Raw genomic sequence first — 26,265 nt, forward strand, 5'->3', positions numbered from 1 at the left:
TGCGCGACCGTCGGCCAGGAACTGTCCCCGGCGATCGTGACCGTCTTGACCCCGGTCGGCCAGCTGCTGTCCGCTCTGTCGCTCTTCGATTCCGAGAGGCCACTCAGGACTCCGACGGCCACAACGGTGGAGAAGGCGGCGACAAGAATCGAGCGAAGCATTCTGTTCCGCATAGTCGGCTTCGTCCTCACTTGAAGGTCCCCTCTTCCCCCGTCGAGTAAGACGATGGCTCATTCGGGCACTTCATGGCCACACGATCGGTGCATCATGTTCCTGCATGTTCAGGACCCTGGGGGGTGGAGATTTGGCAGCGAATCCGACTAAAGCGACACATCCCCATGCGATGACCGAGATGTGCGCGCAAGGTGGCCGTCTCTATGCGAACGCGCTGCGCACGGGGCGTATCGCACGCACGGAGGCCGAGGCGGCCCCCTGTTTGATGGAGTTCGCCCTGCTGTACCCCGACCCCGACGACGCGAACTGGCTGATCCCGGTTCCCGCCTCGGTCGCGCTGGCTCAGCGGCTCAATCCCATCGAGCGGGAGATCACCGAGCGCAGGCGGTTGTCGGTGGAGCTGGCCGAGGCACTCCAGCCCTTCATGGACCTCAGTACCCAGGTGACGGGGAGCACGCACTCCATCACCGTGCTGGAGGGCGGCGAGCGGATCAACGCCGCCCTCAATCTGGCCACCGCCCAGTGCCAGACGGAGATGCTCACGGTCCAGCCGAGCAACCGCATCTCCGAGCAGAGCCTGCTCCAGGGCCTGGAGCGGGACCGGCCGCTGATCGAACGCGGTGTGCGGATAAGGACGCTGTACCAGCACACCGTGCGCTACAACCCGGGCAAGCTCGCCTACGTCGCCCAGCTCTCCAACGGCAAGGTGGAGTACCGCACCATCGACGAACTGGTGGAGCGGCTCATCATCTGCGACGAGTCGGTCGCCTTCATCCCCACCCGGGACGACCAGCAGGTCGCCCTGGAACTGCGCCACCCCGGGCTGATCCGCTACCTGATCAAGGTCTTCGAGTTCATGTGGAGCCGCGCGGTACCGCTGAGCGAGCACGCGCCGTACGAGACGGCACCGGACGGCATCACGGAGATCCAGCACTCCATCGCCAAGCTCCTCGTGGAGGGGCACGTCGACGAGGCGATCGCCCGGCGTCTGGGCATGAACGTGCGCACCTGCCGGGCCCACATCGCCAAGCTGGCCTCCGCCCTGGGCAGCGGCAGCCGGGCCCAGCTCGGCTACCTCATCGCGCAGTCGGGGATCCTGGAGGCGGACCAGTCGTCGGGAGGTGACGGCCACCTGTGACCCAGGGGCACACGCACGCGGTGGAGGAGCTGTGCGAGGCCGGCATGGACCTGTACGCCCGCGCTCTGCGTGAGGGACGCGTGCCCAGGCGGGACGCCGACGGCGCGCCGTGCCTGGCCGAGTTCGGACTGCTCCAGCCCGCGGTCGAGGACCCGGACCGGCTGGAGCCGGTGGCACCCGCCGTGGCCCTGCACCGGCTGCTGCGCGCGTCCGGGGAGCGGATCGCGAGCGAGCGCCGGCGCGAGGAGCTGCTCGCGGATTCGTTCGCCGAGCTGATGCAGATCGACGGCAGGCGTACGGCGGCCACGGACAACCCGGCCGTCCACGTGCTCCCCAGGGAGCGGATCAACCAGGCCATCACCGAGGCCATGGCGCAGGCGTCCCGCGAACTGCTCTGCATCCAGCCCAACGTCCGCTACAACACCCCGCACGCCCAGGCGGCCCGTGCCGTCGCTCTGGAGCGCGACCAGGCCCTGCTCGACCGCGGCGGCCGTATCCGCGCCCTCTACCAGCACACGCAGCGGCACTCCCCGGCCGTGGTCGCCCGCTACGAGGAGCTGCGGGGCGACGTCATGGCCCGCACCCTCGACGAGGTCACCGACCGGCTGCTCCTCATCGACGGCACGGTGGCCTTCATCCCCGCCGACAAGGCCGGCACGCTCGCCCTTGAGGTGCGCCACCCCTCGCTGCTGCACTACCTGGCCACCACGTTCGACCGGCTGTGGCGGCTGGCGACGCCGATGTACCCCGAGGCCGTCCAGCCGCCCACCCTGAACGGTGTCAGCCCGCGCCAGCGGGCCATCGCGAGCCTGCTGGTCGAGGGGTACACCGACGCCTCCATAGCCGACCGCCTGGGGATGAACGTGCGGACCGCCCGTGTCCACATAGCCAAGCTCGCGGCGACGCTCGGCAGCGAGAGCCGGGCCCAACTCGGCTATCTCATCGGCCGGTCGGGGATTCTTGACCAGGAACCCCGTGCCCTCCAGGAATCCCGGGCACCCCGGCAACCCTGATCACGGCTGCCTCGGACGAGGACACGCGGGAGCGGTCCAGCCCCACCTGCGCTATCCGCACCCCGAGTTGGGTACGGCTGGCCGCCCCCAGCGTCTCCGAGAGGCGGGCGATGTGGGCGCGGCACGTGCGGACGCTTATCCCGAGGCGTTCGGCGATGACCGCGTCCTGGTGACCCTCCGCGAGCAGCGCGGCGATGGACTGCTCGCGGTGCGAGATGCCCTCGATGCCGGTGTCGGGGAGCGGGGCGGTCAGCGGGATCGCGAGGCGCCACAGCCGCTCGAAGACCGTCACCAGGTAGTGCACGAGCCCGGGATGCCGCAGCTCCAGGGCGAGCGTGCGGTCGGCGTTCGCCGGGATGAAGGCCACCGTGCGGTCGAAGAGGATCAGCCGGTCGATCACCTCGTCCAGCGTGCGGGCCTCCACCGAATCGCCCATCAGCTCCAGGTAGTTGAGCAGGCCCTGGCCGTGCCGGGCGACATGCGTGTAAAGGTCGCGCATCCGCACGCCCCGCCCGCGCAGCGCCATCGCCCGGTGCAGGCCCTCCGTCAGCTCGTGCTCGGGCCGGATGCCGCCGGGCTGCACGGTCAGCACCTCGGTGGTGCACGCCTGCGTCGCCTCGTCCAGCGCGCCCTGGATGCGCGAGTCGCCCTCCAGGACCCGGATCGCCGATGCCGGTACGGCGGTGTCGGTGCCGGACGCGGGTGACGGCTGGGGACCGAGCGCGGCGTACCACTCGAAGGCCGCGACCGCCGAGCCCATCCGCCGCTGGCTCGCGCTGACCTCGTCGTAGACCCCGCGCAGCAGCCGCGTCATGACCTCCTGCGGGGAGGTCGGCACCAGCCAGTCCATGTCGTCGGGGTCCGGGTGCAGCAGCGCCAGCTCCAGCAGGCAGGGCACCGGATCCGCGTCGTGGCGCGGCACACGGCCGCGTCGTACGGCCCGGGAGTACACCCGGTCCCCGGCCTCGCACAGCCGGTCGGCACCGTGTGGATGCTCCTGCGCCCCGTGCCCGGCCATCGCCCATCCACCCCCGGTTCCTGCCTCTGTCGCCGGCTCGCTCGCCTCCGGAGCGCGGTGTCGACACTCCTGCCGGGACACACCGGCCGGGCGGGGTCTGGTCGACGGACCCACCGTGCTCGGCCGTGTCGGCCCCGCGGTTCGCTCGCGCTTCCGCAGCGCAACTATGCGCGGACCGGCCTTGCTCCGCAACACGGCTCCTACCGGGACGGCCGCCGTTAGATACTGGTTCACCCCGTTATCAACGGGCCTCCGCACGTCGACTTGCAACAAGCTGATGGTGCATTTCCGGCCCTTGGCGGGCACGCGGAAGGGCGGGGCGCCCCCGGGGGAGTTCGCGAACAAGAAATCGCATACGACGTCAACGCGCGGGCGACCGGTACGGCCCGGCCGGCGGACGGTGCGCGAACGGCCAAGTGCCGCCGGGGCCCGGCCCCGGCGGCACTTGACGCGGTGAAGGTGCTACTGGCGTTACTTCAGCCCGAGCGAGTTGCAGTCCGCCTTGTACTTGGCGATGCAGATGTCGCCCACCGTGTAGATCCCGTCGGCGACGACGGTCTCCTTGATGTTCTTCTCGGTCAGGGCGACCACGGGGACCAGCAGCGCCGGGATGTCCTTGTCGGTCGGGCTGTCGACCTGGTCCTGGGTGAGCGAGTCGAACTGGATGTCGTGGCCCTGGACCTTCGCCACGGCCATCTCGGCGGCGCTCTCGGCCTCCTGCGGGTACGACTTGTACACGCTCATGAACTGCTCGCCGCTCACGATGCGCTGCACGGCGTCCAGTTCGGCGTCCTGCCCGGTGATCGGCGGCAGCTCGGCGGCGCCGGCCGCCTGGAGTGCCTTGATGATGCCGCCGGCCATGCCGTCGTTGGCGGAGTAGACGCCCTTGATGTTGTTGACGCCGACGGCCTTGATCGCCTCGGTCATGTTGGCCTGGGCGTTCTCCGGCTTCCAGTCCTTGGTGTCGAAGGACTTGGCTATGTCCACCGCGCCCTTGAGCTCGGACATGGCGCCCGCCTTGAACTGCTTGGCGTTCGGGTCGGTGGGCGAGCCGTTCATCATGACGATCTTGTCCGAGGAGTCGACCGGGTTCATCGCCTCCAGGAGCGTGCGGCCCTGGACCTCGCCGACGAGTTCGTTGTCGAAGGAGACGTACGCGTCGATCGGCCCCTCGGCCAGGCGGTCGTAGGCGATGACCGGGATACCGGCGTCCTTGGCCTTCTTCACCCCGCCGGCGATGGCGTGCGAGTCGACGGCGTCCAGCAGGATCACGTCGACCTGGTCGTCGATCATCTGCTGGAGCTGCTCCGCCTGCTTGGAGGCCTCCGCGTCGGCGTTGCGGTAGACGACCTTGCCCTGCTTGTCGGTCAGCTCCTCGACCTTGTTCTTGATGATGGGGTAGTCGAACTTGTCGTAGCGCGTGTTCGCCGTCTCCGGCAGCAGCAGCCCGACGGTCACGTCGTTGCCCTTGGTCGGACTCGCCTCACTGCTGTCCCCGGTGACGCCCAGTGCCCCGCACGCGGCCAGCGAGAGGGTCATCGTGGACGCGGCGGCCACGGCGGTGGCGGTGCGGCGCAGGGGGCGCAAGGGACGCATAGAGAAGCTCACTTCTGGTGCCATCGGGACACGGGCGCGCCAACGCGCCCAGATGACTGAAAAGCCAACGCGCCGACGGCCCCCAGCGTCAAGCGGAATCACTTAACGAGTGCGCAACACCACGCTCCGCTGATCATGTGAAGACGGAGCGGAACGCCTCCAAACACCCCTTACAACCCCGTCACCAAACCTTGATCCGGCCCGCGACCAAGATCCGTACAACCAACCCCATTCCTCGCGGGTCCAGATGAGGACGGCGCCCACCGCTGTCCCGCAATCGACCAGAGGATCGAATGAACCCAGCCAGACGCACGACCGCCGCGGCCGCGGCGACGGTCGTGCTCGCCACCGCGGGCACCCTGCTCTCGACGGCCCCCGCGTCCGCCGCCGTATCCTGCGCATCGCCGGTCTTCAAGCGGCAGTTCTTCGCGAACACGGCCTTTTCGGGCACTCCGAAGCGCACGGACTGCGACACCGCGATCGACCAGAACTGGGGCACGAACGCCCCCGCCTCCGGCCTCCCGAAGGACAACTTCGGAGTCCGCTGGACCCTGACCCGCGACTTCGGCTCCGGCGGCCCCTTCACCTTCACCGCCTCTGCCCAGGACGGCATCCGCGTCTACCTCGACGGCAGCCGCAAGGTCGACCTGTGGAAGAACGTGTCGACGACCGCGAAGAAGACGGTCGACCTCACCGTCCCGGCGGGCAGGCACACGCTCCGGATCGACCACGTGAACTGGACCGGAGCCGCGAACGTCAAATTCACCTACACACCCAGGACTTCGGCAACGGCCGACAAGGTCAAGCCGCTCACCCCCACGGGCGCGAAGGCCACATACGACACGACCACGGGCAAGGCGAAGCTGACCTGGTCGAAGAGCCCGGAGATGGACCTCGCGAGCTACCGCGTGTACCGCCGCCTGAAGGGCGCGTCCTTCGGCAGCACCCCGCTCGCCACGACCACCTCCACCACCTACACCGACAGCACCCTGCCGGTGACGGGCGCGGGCTACTACTACGAGATCCGGGCCGTGGACAAGGCCGGCAACGAGTCCGCCGGTACGGCCGACCAGGCCGTCACCACCGTCGACCGGGTGGCTCCGGGCGTGCCCACCATCACCACCGCGACGGGAGAGGTGACCCCGACCGGGGGCACGGGCGGGCTGCGGGTCGGCTGGAAGACGGTCACGGACGCGGCGACGTACCGCGTCTACCGGGCGGCGAGCGAGAACGGCACGTACACCAAGATTGCCACCACGAGCCAGCTCTCCCACCTGGACGCCTCGGCCGCCGAGAGCACCACTTACTACTACCGGGTGTCGGCGCTGGACGCGGCGGGCAACGAGTCCGCGCGGTCCGCACCCCAGCGGGGCCGGATCTGGGACAACGATCCGCCGCCGGTCGTCACCGGGCTGAGCGTCACCCCGACCGAGTACGGCTTCCGGCTGGCGTGGGACAAGAGCCCGGCCCAGGATCTGCGGTACTACACGATCCACAAGGGCGAACTCGTCGGGGACGAGGACGAGCAGGTCTGCTACGGCAGCCTGGTGGAGTACGTCTCGCCCGACGAGACATCCTTCTCGTACACGACGCACCCGGACGGCGACGAGGTCTGCTTCTTCGTCGACGCCGTGGACGACGACGGCAACTCCGCCATGAAGTGGAGCGACGACCTGGTCCCGGCCGTGGCCGTGACCGAGCTCGACACGACCCCGAGCGTGCCGACACCCGAGGGCTCACCGCTGAACCTGACGGCGTCGCCCGCGGAGGGCGACGAGGGCAACCAGCTCTCGTGGACCGGGCTCGGCGCGGGCGAGGAGAGCCCCGACCCGGCGAAGGGCTTCCGGATCTACCGCTGGAACCCGGCGACCTCCGCGTACGAGAAGATCGCCGACCTCGGGGCCGGCGCCTTCGAGTACTTCGACACGGGCGCGAAGCGCGGGACCACGTCCTACTACTGGGTGACCGGTGTGCTGGCCGACGGCACCGAGTCGGTACCCGCGGGCGACTGGACGGTCACGGCGCCCGTCGACTGACCTCCGGACATCAACAGCCGTACAACCAATCGGCGTTCCGGTCGGTCCTGTTCGGCGACGGTTGATCACCGCCGTCGCCGAACAGGACTGAAGGACCGCATGAACCCAGCCAGACGCACGACCGCGGCCACCGCGACCGCCCTCGTGCTCGCCACCGCGGGCGGCCTGCTCACCACCCTGGCCACGCCCGCCTCCGCCGCCGTGACCTGCAACTCGCCGGTCTTCAAGCGGCAGTTCTTCGCAAACACGGCCTTCTCCGGTACGCCGAAGAAGACCGACTGCGACACCGCGATCGACCAGAACTGGGGCACGAACGCCCCCGCCTCCGGCCTCCCGAAGGACAACTTCGGAGTCCGCTGGACCCTGACCCGCGACTTCGGCTCCGGCGGCCCCTTCGCCCTCACCGCCTCCGCTCTGGACGGCATCCGCGTCTACCTCGACGGTTCCCGCAAGGTCGACCTGTGGAAGAACACCTCCACGACCGTCTCGAAGACCGTCAACGTGACCGTCCCCGCGGGCAAGCACACCCTGCGCGTGGACTACGTGAACTGGACCGGCAGCGCCCGCGTCAAGTTCGGCTACACCCCGAGGACCACGGCGACCGTCGACAAGGTCAAGCCGCTCGCCCCCACAGGCGCGAAGGTCACGTACGACACGACCACTCGCAAAACCAAGGTGGCCTGGTCCAGGAACCAGGAAATGGACCTCGCCGGGTACCGCGTCATGCGGCGGCTCAAGGGAAGCGGCACGTGGACGCGGCTGACCGGGACGACGGCGACGACGTACACCGACGCCCCGCCCGCGACCGGGAAGACCTACTACTACGAGGTCCGCGCGTACGACAAGGCGGGCAACGAGTCGGCCGGTACAGCGGACCAGGGCGTCACGACTGTCGACAAGACCCCGCCGGCCGCGCCGTACATCGAGCAGGACGGCTGCTCGAGCGACCCGAAGCTGGCGGGGCCACAGCTCATCACGACGGTCGAGAACTCGGCCGACATCGTCCTCTACCAGGCACAGCGCAAGAACGCGGCCACCGGTGCGTGGAGCACCGTGTACGAGGGAACGAAGGGCGCGTTCTGCGACCCCGGGCAGCCTGCGAACGGCAGCAAGGCCACCTACCGCGGCCGAGCCCGGGACGCGGCCGGCAACTGGTCGGCGTACTCCGCCGCAACTGAGCTCGCCCTCTTCGACGCGGTCCCGCCCGCGGCCCCGGCCGACCTGCACATCACCTACGAAGCGGGCGTGCCGCACCTGGTCTGGACGCCCGACACGGACGCGGCGAAGTACGAGGTGCTGCAGCACGATCCGGCCACCGGCGCCTACCTGAACGCTCTCGGCACCGCGACGACGACGGTCACCGACGTGGTGCCCCTGCAGAAGGTGGCCCTCGCCGACGAGTACAGGTACTCCGTCCGCGCTCTCGACGCGAAGGGCAATGCCTCCGGGCCGGCCGAGGTGACGCTGAAGATGGCGGACCGGCCGGAGGCGATCGCGCCGTACCAGCCCTACACCGACTCGGTCTGGCAGAAGGGCGTGAACCTGGCCTGGCGCAGCTCCGACCCCTGGGCCGCCGACGAGCAGCATCTCCCGACCTTCGAGATCATCCGTACGGACCCCGCGACCGGGGAGAGCGTCACCGTGCGCCAGTGTTCCCCGCAGGGCACCAGGGAGGGCCCGCTGGAGGCCCCGCACAGCTACACGCACAGCACGACGGACGCCAAGGACCCGGTCTACGCGACGGCCGCGCAGGTCATCCACTCGTACTGTCTGGAGGGCACCGGCGCCTCCGAGACCACGTACGAGTACCGCGTAGTCGTGGTCGACCGCTTCGGGCACCGCTCGCAGCCCGGCCCGCCGCTCACCGCCACCACCGACGACACTCGGCGCCCGGCTCCGGTCACCGGCCTGAAGGCGGAGATCATCCCGCTCGGCGTCCGGCTCACCTGGAACCCGCCGGCCGATGACGACGTCATCGGCTACTACGTCTGGCAGGGCACCAACGACCCGGAGACCGGGGAGACGGTCTGGAAGCGCAACTGCTGGACGGGCAACTCCCTGGCCGAGACCGAGAGACTCTGCCCGACGCTGCCCGACGGTCGTGAACACGTCTACCTCGTGGCCGCGACGGACCGCGTGTACCTGGAGGAGGGACCGGAGTTCTTCCACCCGGCCGAGATCGCCGTCATGCTCCCGAATACCGTGCCGCCGGGCTGGACCGGCACCAAGATCAGCCAGAGCCAGTATCCCGACCTGTACGTCCGCTGCGGCGTGACGATCTATGACAGGCCGTGCGGCGAATACACCGACTACCGCTGGGAACGCTGGGACGCGGCCACCGCCACCTGGGCCACGTTCGCCACGGGCAAGGTCGACGCCCCGAAGTCCCACATCGACAAGACGGTCAACCAGGACCTTCTGAGCCTGTACTACTACCGCGCGATCTACATCGACCCCACGGGCCACGAAGAGGTGGTGGAACAGACGGCGTACGGCATCTGGGCCTACTGGCTCTGAGCCCTGGCGGCCGAGCACGACGCGAAGGGGCCCGGAGGTTCGACTTGAACCTCCGGGCCCCTTTTCGCTGCGCGTCCGCCTAGTCCTTCGGCTTCTTCGGGCGCCAGACCACCAGTGCGCTGGTCTGCTGCACCTCCTGGTACGGGACCAGGTCGCGGCGGTACGACGCGTGTACCGCCGCCTCGCGCTGCTGCATCGCCGCCGCCGCGCCCTCCAGGGCGGACTGGAGTTCCGCCACCCGGGACTGGAGCGCGGCGACCTGGTTCTCCAGTTCGATGATGCGCTTGATGCCGGCCAGGTTGATGCCCTCGTCCTGCGACAACGCCTGCACCTGGCGGAGCAGTTCGATGTCGCGGGCCGAGTAGCGGCGGCCGCGGCCGGCCGTGCGGTCCGGGGACACCAGGCCCAGACGGTCGTACTGGCGCAGTGTCTGCGGGTGCAGGCCGGAGAGCTGGGCCGCCACCGAGATGACGTAGACCGGGGTCTCCTCGGTCAGTTCATAAGGGCCGCGAAAATTGTCACCGCGTCGACGACCGTCCATCTCCGTCATGCTCCCTTCGCGGCCTGGAACAGCTCCGCCCGCGGGTCCTCGCCCGCAGTGGCCTCGCGATACGCCTCGAGCGCGTCACGAGCCTTCCCCGAAAGGTCCTTCGGGACACTCACCTCGACGGTGACCAGCAGGTCTCCGCGGGTGCCGTCCTTGCGGACCGCGCCCTTGCCCCGCGCCCGCATGGTGCGGCCGTTGGGCGTGCCTGGCGGCAGCTTCAGGGTGACCGGCGGGCCGCCCAGGGTGGGAACCCTGACCTCGCCGCCGAGGGCCGCCTCCGTGAAGGTCACGGGGACGGTCACCGTGAGGTTGTCCTCCTTGCGGCCGAACACCGGGTGGGCGTCGACGTGCACGGTGACGTACAGATCGCCGGCCGGGCCGCCGCGCTCGCCCGGCGCACCCTTGCCGCGCAGCCTGATGCGCTGGCCGTCCGACACCCCGGCGGGGATGCGGACCTGCATGGTCCTCGACGACTTCGCCCGGCCGCTGCCCTTGCACTCCATGCACGGGTGCTCGGCGATCAGGCCGCGCCCCTTGCAGTCGGGGCAGGGGTCGGTCAGCGAGAAGCCGCCACCCGAACCCCGGGCCACCTGGCCGGTGCCGACGCAGGTCGGGCACACCCTGGGCGTGCCGTTCTTGTCGCCGGTGCCCGCGCACGCCTTGCACGGCGACTGCGAGGACATCCGCAGCGGGACCGTCGCACCCTCGATCGCCTCGGTGAAGCTGAGGCTGACCTCGGTGTCGATGTCCTGGCCGCGCCGGGGCTGAGTACGGGTGGTGCCCGCACCGCCGCGGTTGAACAGGCCCCCGAAGACGTCACCGAGTCCGCCGCCGAAGCCGCCGGCTCCTTGCTGACTCCCGCCCTGGGCGTTGCCTCCGAAGAGGTCGCCCAGGTCGAAGTTGAAGGATCCGCCGCCCGCGCCGCCCGGCCCCGGACGGAAGCCGCCGTTGCCGAACAGGGCGCGTGCCTCGTCGTACTCCTTGCGCTTCTTGGCGTCGCCGAGGACGTCGTTCGCCTCGGAGATCTCCTTGAAACGCTCCTCCGCCTTGGCGTTGCCCTTGTTGGCGTCCGGGTGGAACTCGCGGGCGAGCTTCCGGTACGCCTTCTTGATCTCGGCCTCGGTGGCGTCCTTGGGGACGCCGAGGACCTTGTAGTAGTCCTTCTCGATGAAGTCCTTGGTGCTCATCCCCGACGTCCCTCCTTCCCCATCGTGTCTGAAACGTCAGCCCTCGTCCGGGCCACCGCTCTCCTTGTCGTCGGCCGCCTCGGCGGCAGACTCCTCCTTGACGGTCTGCGCGCCCGGCTGGGGCTCGGCGACGGCCACCCGCGCGGGGCGGATGGTGCGCTCGCCGATGCGATACCCCGGCTGGAGGATCGCGACGCAGGTCGTCTCGGTGACGTCCGGCGCGTAGGAGTGCATCAGCGCCTCGTGGATCGTCGGGTCGAAGGGCTCGCCCTCCTTGCCGAACTGCTGGAGGCCCATCTTGGCCGCGACGGTCTCCAGCGACTCCGCGACGGACTTGAACCCGCCGACGAGCTCGCCGTGTTCCCGTGCGCGGCCGATGTCGTCGAGCACGGGCAGGAGCTCGGTCAGGAGGCTCGCGACGGCGATCTCCTTGACCGTGATCCGGTCGCGCTCCACGCGGCGGCGGTAGTTCTGGTACTCGGCCTGGAGCCGCTGGAGGTCCATCGTGCGCTCGCCGAGCGCGGTGCGGACCTGGTCCAGCTGGGCCACCAGACCGGCGTCTGCTGCTCCGTCCCCGGCCGGGGCCGCCCCTTCCTGAGGGGCGGCCTTCGGCTCGGCGTCGTCAGGGGTCGCGCCGGAGGGGACGTCGGGCTTCTCCTCGAAGCCCGGGGTCTCCTCCGTCATTACGCGACACCGTCCTTGCGCTCGTCGTCGACGATCTCGGCGTCCACGACGTCGTCGTCGGCCTTGGCGCCGGCGGCACCCTCGGGACCGCCCGCGGCCTGACCGGCCTGGGCGTCGGCGTACATGGCCTGGCCCACCTTCTGGGAGACCGCGGCGACCTTCTCGGTGGCGGTGCGGATCTCGGCGGAGTCCTCGCCCTTGAGCGCGGTCTTCAGCTCCTCGACGGCGGCCTCGACCTCGGTCTTGACCTCGCCCGGGACCTTGTCCTCGTTGTCCTTGAGGAACTTCTCGGTCTGGTAGACGAGCTGCTCGCCCTGGTTGCGGGACTCGGCGGCCTCGCGGCGGGCGTGGTCCTCCTCCGCGTACTTCTCGGCCTCTTCACGCATCCGGTTGACCTCGTCCTTCGGCAGCGAGGAGCCACCGGTGACGGTCATCTTCTGCTCCTTGCCCGTGCCGAGGTCCTTCGCGGTCACGTGCATGATGCCGTTGGCGTCGATGTCGAAGGCGACCTCGATCTGCGGGACACCGCGCGGGGCCGGCGGCAGACCGGTCAGCTCGAACATCCCGAGCTTCTTGTTGTACGCCGCGATCTCGCGCTCGCCCTGGTAGACCTGGATCTGCACGGAGGGCTGGTTGTCCTCGGCGGTGGTGAAGATCTCGGACCGCTTGGTCGGGATCGTCGTGTTCCGCTCGATGAGTTTGGTCATGATGCCGCCCTTGGTCTCGATGCCGAGGGACAGCGGGGTCACGTCGAGGAGCAGGACGTCCTTGACCTCACCCTTGAGGACACCGGCCTGGAGGGCGGCGCCGATGGCGACGACCTCGTCCGGGTTGACGCCCTTGTTGGCGTCCTTGCCGCCGGTCAGCTCGCGCACGAGCTCGGCGACGGCGGGCATACGGGTGGAGCCACCGACGAGGACGACGTGGTCGATCTCGTTGATGGAGACGCCGGCGTCCTTCATGACGTTGAAGAACGGGGTCTTGCAGCGCTCCAGGAGGTCCGCGGTCAGCTGCTGGAACTGCGCGCGGGTGAGCTTCTCGTCGAGGTGCAGGGGGCCCTCGGCGGAGGCGGTGATGTAGGGCAGGTTGATCGAGGTCTCGGTGGACGAGGACAGCTCGATCTTGGCCTTCTCGGCGGCCTCGCGGAGGCGCTGGAGGGCCATCTTGTCCTTGCTGAGGTCCACGCCGTGACCGGCCTGGAACTGCTTCACCAGGTAGTCGACGACGCGCTGGTCCCAGTCGTCACCACCGAGGTGGTTGTCACCGTTGGTGGCCTTCACCTCGACGACGCCGTCGCCGATCTCCAGGAGGGACACGTCGAAGGTGCCGCCACCGAGGTCGAAGACGAGGATCGTCTGGTCGTCCTTGTCGAGGCCGTACGCGAGCGCGGCCGCGGTGGGCTCGTTGACGATGCGCAGGACGTTCAGGCCCGCGATCTCGCCGGCCTCCTTCGTCGCCTGGCGCTCGGAGTCGTTGAAGTACGCCGGGACGGTGATGACCGCGTCGGTCACCTTCTCGCCCAGGTACGACTCGGCGTCCCGCTTCAGCTTCTGCAGGATGAAGGCGGACATCTGCTGCGGGTTGAAGGGCTTCCCGTCCAGCTCCGTCTTCCAGTCGGTGCCCATGTGGCGCTTCACCGACCGGATGGTGCGGTCCACGTTGGTGACCGCCTGACGCTTGGCGACCTCGCCGACCAGCACTTCGCCGTTCTTCGCGAAGGCGACGACGGACGGCGTGGTCCTGGCACCCTCGGCGTTGGTGATGACGGTGGGCTCGCCGCCCTCCAGAACGCTGACGACGGAGTTAGTCGTGCCCAGGTCGATGCCGACCGCACGTGCCATGGTTGATTCCTCCAGCTGACTTGAGTGGAACGGACTCAAGTGTGCACGACGGCTCGATATGGGTCAACAGAGCTGAGTCGACCCCACTCAACTCTTATCCGTTCCTTACACGCAACGGGGCTCCGACCTGCGAGGACGCCACACGGTCGGAGGCTCTCGCGGAGTCCTGCACCGGAACCCTCGGTTGACGCCGCGGCCCGTAGGTCTTGATGTGCAGCAGCGCGAACACGGCGACCAGCGTGACCACCCCCACCCAGAACGCCCCGGAGCGCGCCATCCATCCCATGTGCACGAGGACGCCGACGAGTACCCCGCAGAAGGCCCCGACACCCAGCAGTACGGTCACGCCCTGCGGAGTGAGGCCGACGCGGCGCAGCCGGTGGGCCAGATGGTCGGGTCCGCGCCGCAGCAGCGGGCGTCCGGCCAGCCGGCGCGACAGCGCCACCAGCACGACGTCGGCGGTGGCCAGGGCGGTGAGCGAGTAGAGCACGCCCGCGCTCGACACCGGATCGTGGCCGGCGCGCGTCATCACGGCCGACGACGCGATCACGAACCCGACGAACAGGGAGCCGGTGGCCCCGAGCCCGATCCGCGCGGGGTGCCAGTTGTGCATGAGGAACCCGGTCAGGGCGGCGGCCAGCACGCTGAGCAGCACGGCGAGTTCGTCCATCACCTCGGCCGCCGCACAGATGCCGACGCCGAAGGCGGTGAGCACCCCGACGGTGCCGACCAGGGCGTCCGCGTGGTCCAGCGCCTTGAAGCCGACGGCGACGAGGACGATCCAGCCGACGGCCACCAGCCCGAGCAGGATGCCGGTGTCGCCGTACGGCACCACGCAGGCGGCCGCGACGGCCGTGCCGCCGACGAGGAAGCGCGCCTTGACCCGCCGCACGTCGGCGACCAGCCCGAGGCAGGCGACGGCGCCCGCGGCGATCAGCAGGCGTCCGATCTCCGAGCCCAGCGGAGCGAACCGGGTCCACTCCCCGGCCGCGGCGACCAGGCAGGTCACGAGCGCGACGGCGACCCCGCCCAGCAGGGGCAGCGGCCGCTGCCGCCGGCGGTCGACGATGCCGAGGCGCAGGGCGGGCAGGCGGAGCAGCATCGCGAGGAGGGCGGTCACGACGAGGGCGGTGGTGGCGGCGGCGATCCCGTAAAGCACGGGCATAGATTAGTGGCGTATATACCATTTCTGGATGAATAACACGATTCGTTCAGGAGTGAACCCTGATGCGCACTTAAGGCAAGCCTCAGCGATTCAGATCACCCCGTCCCTGGCTACAGTGCGACCGAGGATGCGGGTAGTCTCAGAGGACTGCATAAGTTACCGCTTAGTAATGTCGCCTCGCAGGCCCGAGGAGCCCCGAAATGCAACTCGCCGCGATCATCGTGTCGCTGGTCCTGATCGTGGTCGGCGTGGCACTGTTCGGCCGCGCCCTCCTCCAGATCTTCAACTTCCTGCGGCTCGGCCAGCCCGTGCCCGCAGGGTCCCGGACCAACGACCCCTACCAGCGCACCGTCACCCTGGTGAAGGAGTTCCTGGGGCACACCAGGATGAACCGCTGGGGCATCGTCGGCATCGCGCACTGGTTCGTCGCGATCGGCTTCTACACACTGCTGCTGACGATCGTCAACGCCTTCGGCCAGCTCTTCAAGGCCGACTGGATCCTGCCGGTCATCGGCGACTGGGCGCCGTACAACATCTACGTCGAGTTCATCGGCACCATGACGGTGGTCGGCATCGCGACGCTGGTCGTCATCCGGCAGCTGTCCCGCCCGGGCCGGGCGGGCCGCAAGTCCCGCTTCGCGGGCTCGAACACCGGCCAGGCCTACTTCGTCGAGACGATCATCCTCATCGTCGGTGTCTGCATCTTCATGCTGCACGCGCTGGAAGGCGCGCAGCACCACGTGGACGGCTACGAAGCCTCGTTCTTCATCTCGTACCCGGTGGTGCACTGGCTGGAGGGCATGGACGTCTCCACGCTCCAGCACCTCACGTACTTCTTCGCCGCCCTGAAGATCGCGGCCTCGTTCATCTGGATGATCGTGGTCTCGCTGAAGACCGACATGGGTGTGGCCTGGCACCGCTTCCTGGGCTTCCCGAACATCTGGTTCAAGCGCAACGCCACCGGCGAGACGGCGCTCGGCGCGCTGCTGCCGATGACGTCCGGCGGCAAGCCGATCGACTTCACCGACCCCGGTGACGACGACGTCTTCGGCGTCTCCCAGGTCGAGCAGTTCTCCTGGAAGGGCCTGCTGGACTTCTCCACCTGCACCGAGTGCGGCCGCTGCCAGTCGCAGTGCCCCGCCTGGAACACGGGCAAGCCCCTCTCCCCCAAGCTGCTGATCATGTCGCTGCGCGACCACGCGCACGCCAAGGCGCCGTACCTGCTGGCCGGCGGCGGCAAGACGATGGAGGGCGACGAGAAGGCGTCCGAGGAGCAGCTCAAGGACGTACCGGCGGCCGCCCTCGCGGAGGCCGAGCGTCCGCTGATCGGCACCGCCGAGGAGAACGGCGTCATCGACCCGGACGTCCTGTGGTCCTGCACCACCTGCGGCGCCTGCGTCGAGCAGTGCCCGGTGGACATCGAGCACATCGACCACATCGTCGACATGCGCCGCTACCAGGTAATGATCGAGAGCGCGTTCCCGTCCGAGGCGGGCACGATGCTCAAGAACCTGGAGAAGAAGGGCAACCCCTGGGGTCTGGCCAAGAAGCAGCGCCTGGAGTGGCTCAAGGAGGTCGAGTTCGAGGTCCCGGTCGTCGGCCAGGACATCGAGGACCTCACCGAGGTCGAGTACCTGTACTGGGTCGGCTGCGCCGGCGCCCTGGAGGACCGGGCCAAGAAGACCACCAAGGCCTTCGCCGAGCTGCTGCACATCGCGGGCGTGAAGTTCGCGATCATGGGCGGCGACGAGAAGTGCACCGGTGACTCCGCCCGCCGCCTCGGCAACGAGCCCCTCTTCCAGGAGCTCGGCATGGAGAACGTCATGGCACTGAACATGGCGTTCGGCGAGGAGATGGACGACGAGGGCAACGTCACGCCCGAGTCGAAGAAGCCGCGCACGGCGAAGAAGATCGTCGCCACCTGCCCGCACTGCCTCAACACGATCGGCAACGAGTACCCGCAGATCGGCGGCGACTACGAGGTCATCCACCACACCCAGCTGCTCCAGCACCTGGTGGACGAGGGCAAGCTGGTCCCGGTGACCCCGGTCGAGGGCATCATCACCTACCACGACCCGTGCTACCTGGGCCGGCACAACAAGATCTACACGCCGCCGCGCGAGATCATCGCCAGCGTCCCGGGCCTCAGGAACGAGGAGATGCACCGCCACAAGGAGCGCGGCTTCTGCTGCGGCGCCGGTGGTGCGCGGATGTGGATGGAGGAGCGGATCGGCAAGCGCATCAACAACGAGCGCGTCGACGAGGCCCTCTCCACGAACCCGGACATCGTCTCCACCGCCTGCCCGTTCTGCCTCGTCATGCTGACCGACTCGGTCAACGGCAAGAAGAACGATGGCAAGGCCAAGGAGTCGATCCAGGTCGTCGACGTCGCCCAGCTGCTCCTTGAGTCGGTCAGGACGCCCGTGGACCCCGAGGACACCGCCCAGACGGAGAACGAGCCGGAGCCCGAGCCGGTGAAGTAGCCGTCACGGCCGTACGTCCGACGCCCCCTGCCCCCGACACGGGACAGGGGGCGTCGTCATGAGGCAGGCTTGACGCAGGAACTGATCGGAAAGGATCGCCGCGTGATCATCTTCGGCACCAAGGGTTACCTCTACCAGCTCGCGATACTCACGCTGGTGTGCGGTCAGTGCGGCAACCCCGCGGCGCACACGCTGCGCAAGCGCGTCACCAAGTTCACGCTGTTCTTCGTGCCGCTGTTCCCGGTCTCGACCAAGTACGCGACGCAGTGCACCTTCTGCGGTGCGGAGCACAAGGTGCCCCAGGAGCAGGCCGAGCAGCTCCAGGCACAGGCCGCCGCCGGGGGCCCCGGGGGTCAGCAGCCGTACGGACAGCCCCAGCAGCCGTACCGGTCCTGACCGGACCCGGGTCCCGGAACCCCGGGCGGCGGTCTACGACTTGGGCTGCTTGGGGTTGTTCATCGTGTCGGCGGCGTGCCTCGGGCCGGGGCGCGTCGAAAACTGGCCGACAAGCTCGCGAAAGCAGACCAGGGCGGTGATCGGGGGAATCCCGACGATCACCATCGCGAGCAGGGAATCCGCCGACTGACCGATGCACAGGGCGACGGCGGTGCCGGAGGAGATCAGCATGACGGCCCAGGACCGCCGGGCGGTCCGGCGCTGGACGGAGGCCCGCAGGATGGACAGGCCGGCCAGCAGCCACGGTCCGTACACCGTCAGCGGCCACCATTGCGCCAGCTTCTCCGAAACGACGAGAAGCGCGATGTCGCGAAGCTGATCGTACGAATACGAGATGGACCATGTGAGCATCGTCACCGCACACAAGGTGATTAACGTGACCAGAACGGAGACGCTCACGATCTTCGGATTTCCGCCGAAGACCCGGGCGCCCGTCTGAGGTCGTTTCCGATGGACCGGGCGGGGCGGGGGCCTGTCGTCGCTCCGCGGGGGCGGCGGCGGAGGGGGCACGAGATCGGCGAGATCCAGGCCCTGCGTCGTGCTCAGCATGTGAGCCAGCTCCGCGTCCAGATCCCAGCCGCCCGACGAGGAGATCCCCTGCTCAGGGGCCTGCCAGAGGTTGTGCATGTCGAGCCGCTGAGCGTAATGAGGCTGCTGCTCTACCGCGTCATAGTCGGACCTCATTTCTAGATCTTCTCCCCCTCCAGAGCCGCACGGAGATATTCACTCTCCATCCGGCTGATCGCTCTGAGGAAGTCCTCGAGCAGATCAGAGCACCCGGTGATGCTTTCCGCAGTGGTCCGATCAGCTGCCCGGAACGGGCTCATAGAACTGTCCTCAGCCGCATGTTTTTCCCGCCACGTCACATTCACCTAACGAGCACAACACTGGGCCGGACATCTGGCATTCGGGGGAATACGCGTCAACGGTGATTATCTGGAAGATCCAATGACCGGGACTGCCGAAGAAATTCAGAAGATCTTTTACGCGTTGTTCCCGGCAGCGTTCTCGGCGGTGTTCCGGGCGCTCTTGAGGAGGGCGAGGACGGGGCCGACGGCGATGAGCAGGGCGAGGGCGGCGTAGCCGTACGTGAGGGTGGCGAGCGAGGCGACGGCGGCGACCAGCAGCGGTCCGCCCGCGTCGCCGAGCTCCCGGCCGAGCTCGGCGGAGCCCATGGTCCGGCCCAGCCGTTCGGTGGGCGTGGAGGCGGCCAGGGCGGCGAAGCCGAGCGGGGTGATAAGGCCGGTGCCGACGCCGATCAGGGCGGCCGCGAGGAGGATTCCGGCAAGGCCGGGGAGCATCGCGCAGGCCAGTCCCGCCGCGGTGGTCAGCAGCCCGGCGGTGAGGCCGGCGCGGGTGCTGAGGCGGCCGTCGTCCAGGGCCCGCCCGGCCTTCGGCTGTACGACGGCCGCGCAGGCCGCCAGCACCGAGACCGCGGCGCCGGTGGCGACCGTGCCGAGGCCGGCGGCGGCGCCGGAGACCGGCAGGAAGCCGACGCCCACGGAGAGGGCGGCGGTCGCGGCGGCCAGGGCGGCGGTGGGCCGCAGGAAGGCCGGGTCGGCCAGCCGCCGGGCCAGGTCGACGACCGTCTGCCGCTGCTTGGGCAGCGGCGGTACGTGCGGGACGGACACGGCGGCCCACAGCGCGACGGCGGCGCCGAGCACCGCCAGCACGACGAACAGCAGCCTGAGGCCGCCGGCCCACACCAGGACGCCGCCGAGCAGCGGGCCGAGGGTGTAGCCGATGGACTTGTAGAAGCCGTAACTGCCGAACGCCCGGCCGTGTCTGGCGGCCGGGTTCAGGCGGGCGACCAGCGCGGAGGCGGACGGCGAGAACGCGGAGGCGGCGGCGCCCTGGCCGAGCCGGGCGGCCCAGAGCCACGCGGGGCTGTCGGCGACGACGTACGCGGCGGAGGCGAGCGCGAAGCCGATCAGTCCGCCGAGCAGGACCGGGCGGGCGCCGATCCGGTCGGCGAGGCTGCCGAAGACCGGCTTGAGCAGCACCTCGGCGCCGTCGTAGAGGGCGAGCAGGCCGCCGAGGACGAGCAGGGAGGTCACCGCGTCGTCGGAGTGCCCGCCGAGGTTGGCGGCGATGCCGTGCGCACCGAAGGCGGTGGTGAAGCCGGCGGCGTACAGGGGCCACATCCGGGCGGCCGGGGCCGCCTCGCGGGGCTGGGTCGCGGTCATCGGCCGGACTCCTCCCCGGGCTCCCGCCTGCCCTCTTCGGGCATCCGCTGCTCCGGCACCTGGTGCAGTGCGGTGAAGACCCGCTCGGCGTAGTCCTCGCAGGCGGCCGCGCAGACCTTGAGCCGCTCACCGGCCTCGGCGGCCTCGGGGGCGCCGAAGACGTCCCGCGCGGTCAGGTCCCGGTGCCAGCGGCGCAGCCGCTCCAGCGACTGCTCCTCTTCCTCCAGTTCGGCGAGCGTGAACTTGGCGATGCGGATCTCCTTGGCCAGTTCCGCCTCGAACTTGCCGCAGTCGGCTATGAATTCGGCCCAGTCGGCGGAGCGGGCGGTCGTGAACATGGCGCGCAGCCGCCGCCCGTCCTGACTGCCCCGCCCGGTGGCCGCGAGTGAGACGGCCTCGCCGCCGGCGCGCTCGGTCAGCTCCAGCACCCGGCCGATCCCGTCGGCGAACAGCGGCACGTCCGGTACGGCCCACACCCCCTGCCCGAGGGAGAGCGCGCCGGTCTTCCGCAGCTCACGCCAGACGGCCACCCGGTGCCGGGAGGGCTCGGCCGGGACCCTGACGACGAGGACGATCCAGCGCGTTCCGTCAGGCGCGTCGTCGCCCCCGCCGCCGTACTCCATCGCAGTCACACTCTGGAATGTAGCAGCTGTTACATCAGCACGTCAGCGGGCGGTGACGAACGTGACCGTCTCCTCGATCGGCGCCCGGCCGGTGCGGGCGTGGTGGACCGTGTCGTCCTCGAAGCCGATCGACATGCCGCAGAACAGGACGAGGTCGTCCGGTGGCACCAGGACCTCCGCGACGCTCCGGTGGTACTTCGCCCATGCCATCTGCGTGCAGCTGTGCAGCCCCTCCGCGCGGAGCAGCAGCATCACGGTCTGGAGGTACATGCCGAGGTCGGACCACTGGGCCGGCCCCAGGTCGCGGTCGATGTAGCAGAACAGGGCGGCGCTCGCGCCGAAGCAGTCCCAGTTCGCGGAGGCGGCCCGCTGCCGCGCCTCGATGTCCTCGCGCGGGATGCCGAGCGCGCCGTAGCGCTGCTCGCCGAAGGCGGCCCGGCGTTCGCGGTAGGGGGACTTCAGGTCGGCGGGGTACTGCTCGTACTGCGGCTCGTCCCAGGGCTCGCCCGCGGCCAGGCGGGCGCAGGCCCGCTTCTTGAGCCCGGCCAGCGGCTCACCGGTCAGCACGTAGGCGTGCCACGGCTGGAGGTTGGAGGCGGACGGGGCCCAGGCCGCGGTGGCCAGGACGCGCTCCAGCACCTCCCTGGGGACCTGCCGGTCGGTGAACCCTCGTACGGCCCGCCGGGTCCGGACCGCTTCGTAGACGTCCAAGGTCTTCCGCCTCCGTTTGCTCTGCATGGCTATCACCGTTGCATCCGCGATGGTATCAATCGATACCATCGCGAGTTAAACTATGGCCGATTACAAGTCACGCCCTCGGCCCCGCCGTTGGGCGCCGGTCCCCTGGAGAAAACCGATGGTCACGCTGTTGCACATCGATTCGTCCGTGCTCCCCGGCGAAGCGTCCTCGTCCCGCGCGGTCGCCGCCGCCTTCCTGGAGGCCTGGCGGGAGCAGCACCCGCAGGGCAGGGTGATCCACCGGGACCTGGCCGCGGCCCCGGTCCCGCACATCACCGCCGCAGGCTGGTCGGCCGGTCAGACCCCTGCGGCCGAGCGCACCCCGGAGCAGGCGGCCGCGTTCGGCGAGCGGGTGCGGCTCATCGAGGAGCTGGAGCGGGCGGACGCGGTCCTGATCGGCGCCCCCATGCACAACTTCTCGGTGCCCTCGACCCTGAAGGCATGGCTGGACAACGTCCTCCTGCCCGGCCGCACCACCGGCGAGAGCCCCTCCGCGCAAAACACCCCGGTCACCGTCATCGCCAGCCGCGGCGGGTCCTACGCGCCGGGCACCCCGCGCGAGGGCTTCGAGTTCGTCCGGAACTATCTGGAGGCCGTCCTCGAACGCACCCTCGGCATGGACCTCGACTTCATCGTGCCGGAGCTGACGATGGCGCCCCGCAACCCGGCCATGGCCGAGCTGATCCCGCTCTACGAGGCCTCCCGCCGGCGCGCGTTCGAGGAGGCGGCCCGCAAGGCGAAGGAACTGGCGGAGCGGCTCGCCGCGTAACCCGACGCACGCGTACGCCGTGCGGGCCCTCGCCTTCGGGTCTCACACGGCGTACGTCTTCCGGCAGTTGAACGTCAGCCCTCGGGGTGGGCGAACCGGGTCAGCAGCGCGCTCAGTTGCTCGGTCTCGCCGGGGCCCAGCACGGCGGCCAGGCCCTCGGCCGGCAGCTCGGCCGCCGCGTGTGCCGCGTCGAACAGCTCGACGCCCCGGGGCGTGATCTCCACCTGCCGCACCCGCCGGTCGCCCGGCACGGCCTTGCGCACGGCCAGCCCCTTGCGCTCCAGGTCGTCCACGACCCGCATGATCCCCGCCTTGTCGGTCCCCGTCGCCGCGGCGAGATCACGCTGCACCGTGGGTCCGCGGTCGACGAGCACGATCAGTACGGAGAAGTGACGCAGCTCGATGCCGAGCGGCCGGAGCGCCTCCGTCATCGCCGTGTGCGCCCGCCAGTGCGCCCGGCGCAGCAGCAGGCCGAGCGCGAAGGGTGAGGTGTCACCGGGGCGGTCGGTCGCCCGCGAGGCGGTGGTTGCGTGCGGAACGTCGGCGGTCATGTGGCCAGATTACCGCTGTCCATTCAATCGATACGGTATCGATTGAAACCAATTGGGCGGTTACGCCTCGGCCGATGGCCCGCGCACCCCGGCACAGGGCTGTCGCCGCCCCTCGAACGCGTGCATCATTACCCAGTTGTTTCCCCTGATGTCGACGAGGTGAGCGGTGCGCGCGCGAAGAAGCGGGAAGTGTACGGCGGCCCTGACCGGCACCCTCGGCGTACTCGCCCTCGCGGTCGCCGCCTGCGGCCCCACCCCGCACGACGACGCGGAGCCGGCCCGGCACACACCCGTCCAGGTGGCCGACGCGCCCGCGCTGCTCCCGGTCCCGCAGGGCAAGGGCAGCAAGACCCCCGACGACTTCAACGGCGACGGCCGTCGCGACCTGGTCCTCAACGACCTGGTCAAGGCGCAGGCCCACGCGGACGACGCGGGCATCGGCATCGTCTACGGCGGTGAGCGCGGACTCGCCCCGGGCGCCAGGCAGTTGCTCAGTCCCGAGCGGCAGGCGGCCCCGACCAAGGGGCAGCGCCCGGCCGTCTTCGACGCGGAGACGACCTGCGACCTGGACGGCGACGGCTTCACCGACCTGGTCGTGTCCACCGACCCGCCCTTCGACGGGCAGGGCCCGCCGCCGGTGCCGCTCCAGCTCCTGTTCGGCTCCCCGAAGGGCCTCGCCGGCCAGGCGGTCAAGCTCGCGATCCCGGACGGTGCCCGCTTCGGCAACGACTGGCCGGACCAGCCGGTGTGCGGCGACTTCGACGGGGACGGTGCGCAGGACCTGGTCGTGCACGCGTCCGGCGGCCGACTGAGCTTCCTGCGCGGCCCGTTCAGCCGCAAGGGCGGCCCGCGCAAGGCCGGCGCCCCCATCCAGGCTCCCGGCAACGTCCCCACGGGCCCGGCGGCCGACGTCGACGACGACGGATACGACGACCTGGTGGTCCGTACGGCGGAGGGCCGGGGCACCTCGGCGATCGTCCTCGGCGGCCCGGCAGGACCCACCCGCACCGGAGCCACGCTCCCCGCCGGCATCGACGTGGCCCTCGGCACCTTCGGCAAGGGCAGGGCGACGCTCGACGCGGCGGTCGGCACGATGGGCGAAACGTCCCTGCGCTACGACGTCACGGCAACGGCCGCACGCGGGACCCTTCAGTCCCCCGGCTCCAAGCTCGACGCGGCCGACTTCGACGGCGACGGCCTGAGCGAACTCCTCTCCAGCGGCTCCCGGTTGCGCGTCTTCCACGGCCGCACGGCCGGACTCACGACGACGGGCATGGTGACCGTCGAGCCACCCGCACGTGGCACCACCCGCGTCGTGACAACGGCCGACTTCAACGACGACGGCCGCGCCGACCTGGTGGTACGCACGTACGTGGGCGAGACCAAGGACACGGTGGCGGTGTACCCGGGAACGAAGCAGGGCCTGGTGGCAACAAAGCCGTCGGTCACGTTCTCGAGCTCGGAGTTCTTGGTGAAGTAGCGCGACACCTCAGGCCTCCGCATGGCCGGGTCAGCCGAAGTCGGAGGCGATGGCGCCGCCGTCGAGGCCGGTGGCGTTCTCGTCGCGTGTGGTGCGTTCGATCTCCGGGAGGGGGTCGTGGAAGGACACCGTGTGGGCGATGACTTCCATCAGGGCGCGGTAGTGCGCGCGGGAAGGGACGGCCGTGGTGCTCAGGGTGAGGACGCCCAGTCGGGTGTTCGAGGGGGCCGGGATGTGCAGGGTGCACTGGTAGACCTCCTGGCCCGGTGCCCCGTCCAGGTCGGGCATGGTGATCAGGGTGTCCGAGATCGCCGCCGGGCGGCTGCCCGGGAGCGTCAACAGCGCCACGTTCTCGGCGGATTCGCGCAGCGACACCGCGCGCACCGCCGTGACCTTGGCCGGGGCCCACTCGATGTCCCTGAGCGCCACGGTGAGCACGGAGGGGGCGGAGGATCCGTCGTCCGCGTAGTGCATGCCGAGCGAGCAGGCGATGATGCCCTCGCTCCGCATCTGCCCGGCCATGAACCGCACGTCCCGCAGCGCGCCCGCGTACCGGTCGCGCCGGTCCCCGGGCGCGAGGTCGAGGACCAGTGCCAGCGCCTGATCGAGGTGGGCCTCCTGCTCGGAGCCCGGCTCGGGGTCGAGCGCGTCGACGGGGACGTCGAAGAACCCGCCCGGCAGCGCGTACCAGATCTTCGAGCTCGGGTCCCTGGCCGAATCGTCGATGAACAGGCGCTTCGGGACCTCGGCGGACTTCTCTGTCATCTCCGTCATCGCAGCACCCGCGCGACGTCGCCGACGATCGCCCGGGCGCCGGGGCCGTCGAACAGGCCCGTGCGGGCCGCGGCTCCGCCGGAGGCCGTGCCCCTGTCGCCGTCGCTCTTCGACGCGTCGACGTTCTCGCCGGCCGGTCCGTGGCCGGCGGTGACCACGCCCGGGGCCGGTGACACAGGGTCCCTGCCCGTCCGGCTGCCGCCCGCCGCCCTGACCACCAGGTATCCGGCCGGGTCGAGGGAACCGGACCGCGCGGTCCGGGTCGAGGCCGTCACCGTGTCGTCGGTGAACCTGCCGAGGAACTGTCCGGCGCTCACGGACCGGGACGGGGACTTCCGCGACCGGAGCGCGTTGCGGAGACCGCGGCTCACGGCACGCACCTCCGGCACCGCGGCCACCGCGTCACCGACGAGGAACGCCGAGTTCGCCCAGAAGTCCGCGTCGAGCTCGCCCTCGGTGAACCCGTCGGCGAGCGAGGCCCGCACCTCGGGATCGGTGAGCCGGGAGCCCGCCGTCGCCACGCTCAGCGCACCTGACGTCAGCAGCATCGCGATCCCGACCGGTCCCGTGCACAGCCTCGCCAGCAACCCCGACACCGCCGCCACCGTGTTCAGGGTGCCGGTGAGGTCGTCCCCGATCCAGCCGAGAGCCTTGCCCAGCGGGCCCGGCTCCTCGGGCGCCAGGTCCTGCGTGGCGTCCTTCAGCTTCTTCGCGAGGTCCCGTGCCTGGTCCTCGTGCGCCCCCTCCAGCTCACGCGCCTTGCGCATCACCTCGTCCAGCGCGGCCTGCGCGTTGTTCACGGCGGTGACCGCGTCGCCGAGCCGGGCGTCGGCCGCGGTCAGCCGGGGCTGCGCGGCCCGGGGCTCGGGGCCCTCGTCGGGTGTCTGCTCCGCGAGCCCGAGGTCCGGGTCCTGCCTGGCCTTCTCGTGCCGGGAGTCGGCGGCCCTCAGGGCGCTCCGGTGCTCGCCCGCCTCGACGTCGTACCTGTGCGCCAGTTCCCGCCGGCCGGTCAGCCCGCCGTGCCAGGTGCCGAGATGTTCGGCGGCCTGGGTCAGCGACCTGTGGGCGTCCTTCATGTACTTCGGCAGATCGCCGTCGAGGGCCTCGCGGAAGCCCGCGGCCGCGTCGCCCTCCCAGAAACTCGACTCGCCGAGCAGCTTGTCGATCTTCCGGTACGCCGTCCGGAGCGCGCTCGCCGAATGCACCAGCTGGGCACGGAGCTTCTCGACCTCGCCGGGCTCGCCGGGCACGGGGTTCCAGCCGAGGTGCACATACGGGTTCTGGGCCAT

22 protein-coding genes are annotated in these 26,265 nt (G+C 70.1%); 8 read left to right on the forward strand and 14 right to left on the reverse strand.

Annotation, left to right across the window (positions count from 1 at the left end):
- The first annotated feature begins 343 nt into the window (after positions 1–343).
- Together CP983_RS20140 and CP983_RS20145 are read left to right on the forward strand one after the other, a co-directional pair.
- Positions 344–1,312 (forward strand): helix-turn-helix domain-containing protein, encoded by a 969-nt coding sequence (locus CP983_RS20140; RefSeq protein WP_229915038.1) that lies wholly within the window; start codon positions 344–346, stop codon positions 1,310–1,312.
- Positions 1,309–2,325: a helix-turn-helix transcriptional regulator gene (locus CP983_RS20145; RefSeq protein ID WP_229915037.1), complete on the forward strand. Its 1,017-nt coding sequence runs from the start codon at positions 1,309–1,311 to the stop codon at positions 2,323–2,325. Before CP983_RS20140 ends, CP983_RS20145 begins: the two co-directional genes overlap by 4 nt.
- Here the strand turns inward: CP983_RS20145 and CP983_RS20150 are convergent.
- Complete coding sequence (locus CP983_RS20150) at positions 2,252–3,343, reverse strand: helix-turn-helix transcriptional regulator (protein WP_150500899.1); 1,092 nt, start codon at positions 3,341–3,343, stop codon at positions 2,252–2,254. The genes CP983_RS20145 and CP983_RS20150 overlap by 74 nt on opposite strands.
- Positions 3,344–3,814: 471 nt before the next feature.
- Entirely contained in the window at positions 3,815–4,939 is a 1,125-nt protein-coding gene (locus CP983_RS20155) for a sugar ABC transporter substrate-binding protein (RefSeq protein WP_185843850.1), read from the reverse strand.
- A 293-nt stretch (positions 4,940–5,232) separates the two neighbouring features.
- On the opposite strand from CP983_RS20155, the gene CP983_RS20160 reads away from it, so the two are divergent.
- Both CP983_RS20160 and CP983_RS20165 read left to right on the forward strand, forming a co-directional pair.
- Positions 5,233–6,975, forward strand: coding sequence for a fibronectin type III domain-containing protein (locus CP983_RS20160; protein WP_150500901.1), 1,743 nt, complete (start codon positions 5,233–5,235; stop codon positions 6,973–6,975).
- Between the two features lie 99 nt (positions 6,976–7,074).
- A complete protein-coding gene (locus CP983_RS20165) occupies positions 7,075–9,492 on the forward strand; it encodes a PA14 domain-containing protein (RefSeq protein WP_150500903.1) in 2,418 nt (805 codons plus the stop codon).
- Positions 9,493–9,571: 79 nt separating this feature from the next.
- Here CP983_RS20165 and CP983_RS20170 read toward each other — a convergent pair whose 3' ends face one another.
- The 5 genes from CP983_RS20170 to CP983_RS20190 all read right to left on the reverse strand — a co-directional run bounded on the left by CP983_RS20170 (position 9,572) and on the right by CP983_RS20190 (position 14,910).
- Complete coding sequence (locus CP983_RS20170; protein ID WP_107905303.1) at positions 9,572–10,033, reverse strand: heat shock protein transcriptional repressor HspR; 462 nt, start codon at positions 10,031–10,033, stop codon at positions 9,572–9,574.
- 5 nt (positions 10,034–10,038) lie between these two features.
- Positions 10,039–11,226 (reverse strand): molecular chaperone DnaJ, encoded by a 1,188-nt coding sequence (gene dnaJ, locus CP983_RS20175; RefSeq protein ID WP_150500905.1) that lies wholly within the window; start codon positions 11,224–11,226, stop codon positions 10,039–10,041.
- A 36-nt stretch (positions 11,227–11,262) separates the two neighbouring features.
- A complete protein-coding gene (gene grpE, locus CP983_RS20180; RefSeq protein ID WP_030956412.1) occupies positions 11,263–11,910 on the reverse strand; it encodes a nucleotide exchange factor GrpE in 648 nt (215 codons plus the stop codon).
- Positions 11,910–13,751, reverse strand: coding sequence for a molecular chaperone DnaK (gene dnaK / locus CP983_RS20185; protein WP_107904739.1), 1,842 nt, complete (start codon positions 13,749–13,751; stop codon positions 11,910–11,912). The genes grpE and dnaK overlap by 1 nt, the downstream gene beginning before the upstream one ends.
- 94 nt (positions 13,752–13,845) lie before the next feature.
- Positions 13,846–14,910: an MraY family glycosyltransferase gene (locus tag CP983_RS20190; protein WP_150500907.1), complete on the reverse strand. Its 1,065-nt coding sequence runs from the start codon at positions 14,908–14,910 to the stop codon at positions 13,846–13,848.
- Between the two features lie 206 nt (positions 14,911–15,116).
- Between CP983_RS20190 and CP983_RS20195 the strand changes: the two genes are divergently transcribed.
- On the forward strand, positions 15,117–17,399 hold the full coding sequence (locus tag CP983_RS20195) for a (Fe-S)-binding protein (RefSeq protein ID WP_150500909.1): 2,283 nt from the start codon (positions 15,117–15,119) through the stop codon (positions 17,397–17,399).
- A 102-nt stretch (positions 17,400–17,501) separates the two neighbouring features.
- Positions 17,502–17,795: a zinc-ribbon domain-containing protein gene (locus tag CP983_RS20200; protein ID WP_030956327.1), complete on the forward strand. Its 294-nt coding sequence runs from the start codon at positions 17,502–17,504 to the stop codon at positions 17,793–17,795.
- Between the two features lie 33 nt (positions 17,796–17,828).
- Here the strand turns inward: CP983_RS20200 and CP983_RS20205 are convergent, their stop codons facing one another.
- The 4 genes from CP983_RS20205 to CP983_RS20220 all read right to left on the reverse strand — a co-directional run bounded on the left by CP983_RS20205 (position 17,829) and on the right by CP983_RS20220 (position 21,375).
- Positions 17,829–18,539: a DUF2637 domain-containing protein gene (locus CP983_RS20205; protein ID WP_229915036.1), complete on the reverse strand. Its 711-nt coding sequence runs from the start codon at positions 18,537–18,539 to the stop codon at positions 17,829–17,831.
- Positions 18,540–18,838: 299 nt separating this feature from the next.
- Entirely contained in the window at positions 18,839–20,041 is a 1,203-nt protein-coding gene (locus CP983_RS20210; RefSeq protein WP_229915035.1) for an MFS transporter, read from the reverse strand.
- Positions 20,038–20,664 carry a Chromate resistance protein ChrB gene (locus CP983_RS20215; RefSeq protein ID WP_150506732.1) on the reverse strand — a complete coding sequence of 209 codons (627 nt, stop codon included), beginning with the start codon at positions 20,662–20,664 and terminating at the stop codon, positions 20,038–20,040. Before CP983_RS20215 ends, CP983_RS20210 begins: the two co-directional genes overlap by 4 nt.
- 42 nt (positions 20,665–20,706) lie before the next feature.
- Positions 20,707–21,375: a nitroreductase gene (locus CP983_RS20220; RefSeq protein ID WP_107904743.1), complete on the reverse strand. Its 669-nt coding sequence runs from the start codon at positions 21,373–21,375 to the stop codon at positions 20,707–20,709.
- Positions 21,376–21,520: 145 nt separating this feature from the next.
- Here CP983_RS20220 and CP983_RS20225 point away from each other — a divergent pair, with 145 nt between their 5' ends.
- The gene (locus tag CP983_RS20225; RefSeq protein ID WP_150500911.1) at positions 21,521–22,171 is read left to right on the forward strand and encodes an FMN-dependent NADH-azoreductase; all 651 of its coding nucleotides are present in this window, start codon (positions 21,521–21,523) and stop codon (positions 22,169–22,171) included.
- A 74-nt stretch (positions 22,172–22,245) separates the two neighbouring features.
- Here CP983_RS20225 and CP983_RS20230 read toward each other — a convergent pair whose 3' ends face one another.
- Positions 22,246–22,722, reverse strand: coding sequence for a MarR family winged helix-turn-helix transcriptional regulator (locus CP983_RS20230; protein ID WP_150500913.1), 477 nt, complete (start codon positions 22,720–22,722; stop codon positions 22,246–22,248).
- Between the two features lie 166 nt (positions 22,723–22,888).
- Between CP983_RS20230 and CP983_RS20235 the strand changes: the two genes are divergently transcribed.
- Positions 22,889–24,202, forward strand: a complete 1,314-nt coding sequence (locus tag CP983_RS20235) for an FG-GAP repeat domain-containing protein (RefSeq protein ID WP_229915034.1) — start codon at positions 22,889–22,891, stop codon at positions 24,200–24,202.
- A 30-nt stretch (positions 24,203–24,232) separates the two neighbouring features.
- Here the strand turns inward: CP983_RS20235 and CP983_RS20240 are convergent, their stop codons facing one another.
- Both CP983_RS20240 and CP983_RS20245 read right to left on the reverse strand, forming a co-directional pair.
- Complete coding sequence (locus tag CP983_RS20240; RefSeq protein ID WP_150500915.1) at positions 24,233–24,976, reverse strand: hypothetical protein; 744 nt, start codon at positions 24,974–24,976, stop codon at positions 24,233–24,235.
- A complete protein-coding gene (locus CP983_RS20245; RefSeq protein ID WP_150500917.1) occupies positions 24,973–26,265 on the reverse strand; it encodes a hypothetical protein in 1,293 nt (430 codons plus the stop codon). The genes CP983_RS20240 and CP983_RS20245 overlap by 4 nt, the downstream gene beginning before the upstream one ends.

Source organism: Streptomyces chartreusis, from assembly GCF_008704715.1.
Classification (GTDB): domain Bacteria; phylum Actinomycetota; class Actinomycetes; order Streptomycetales; family Streptomycetaceae; genus Streptomyces; species Streptomyces chartreusis.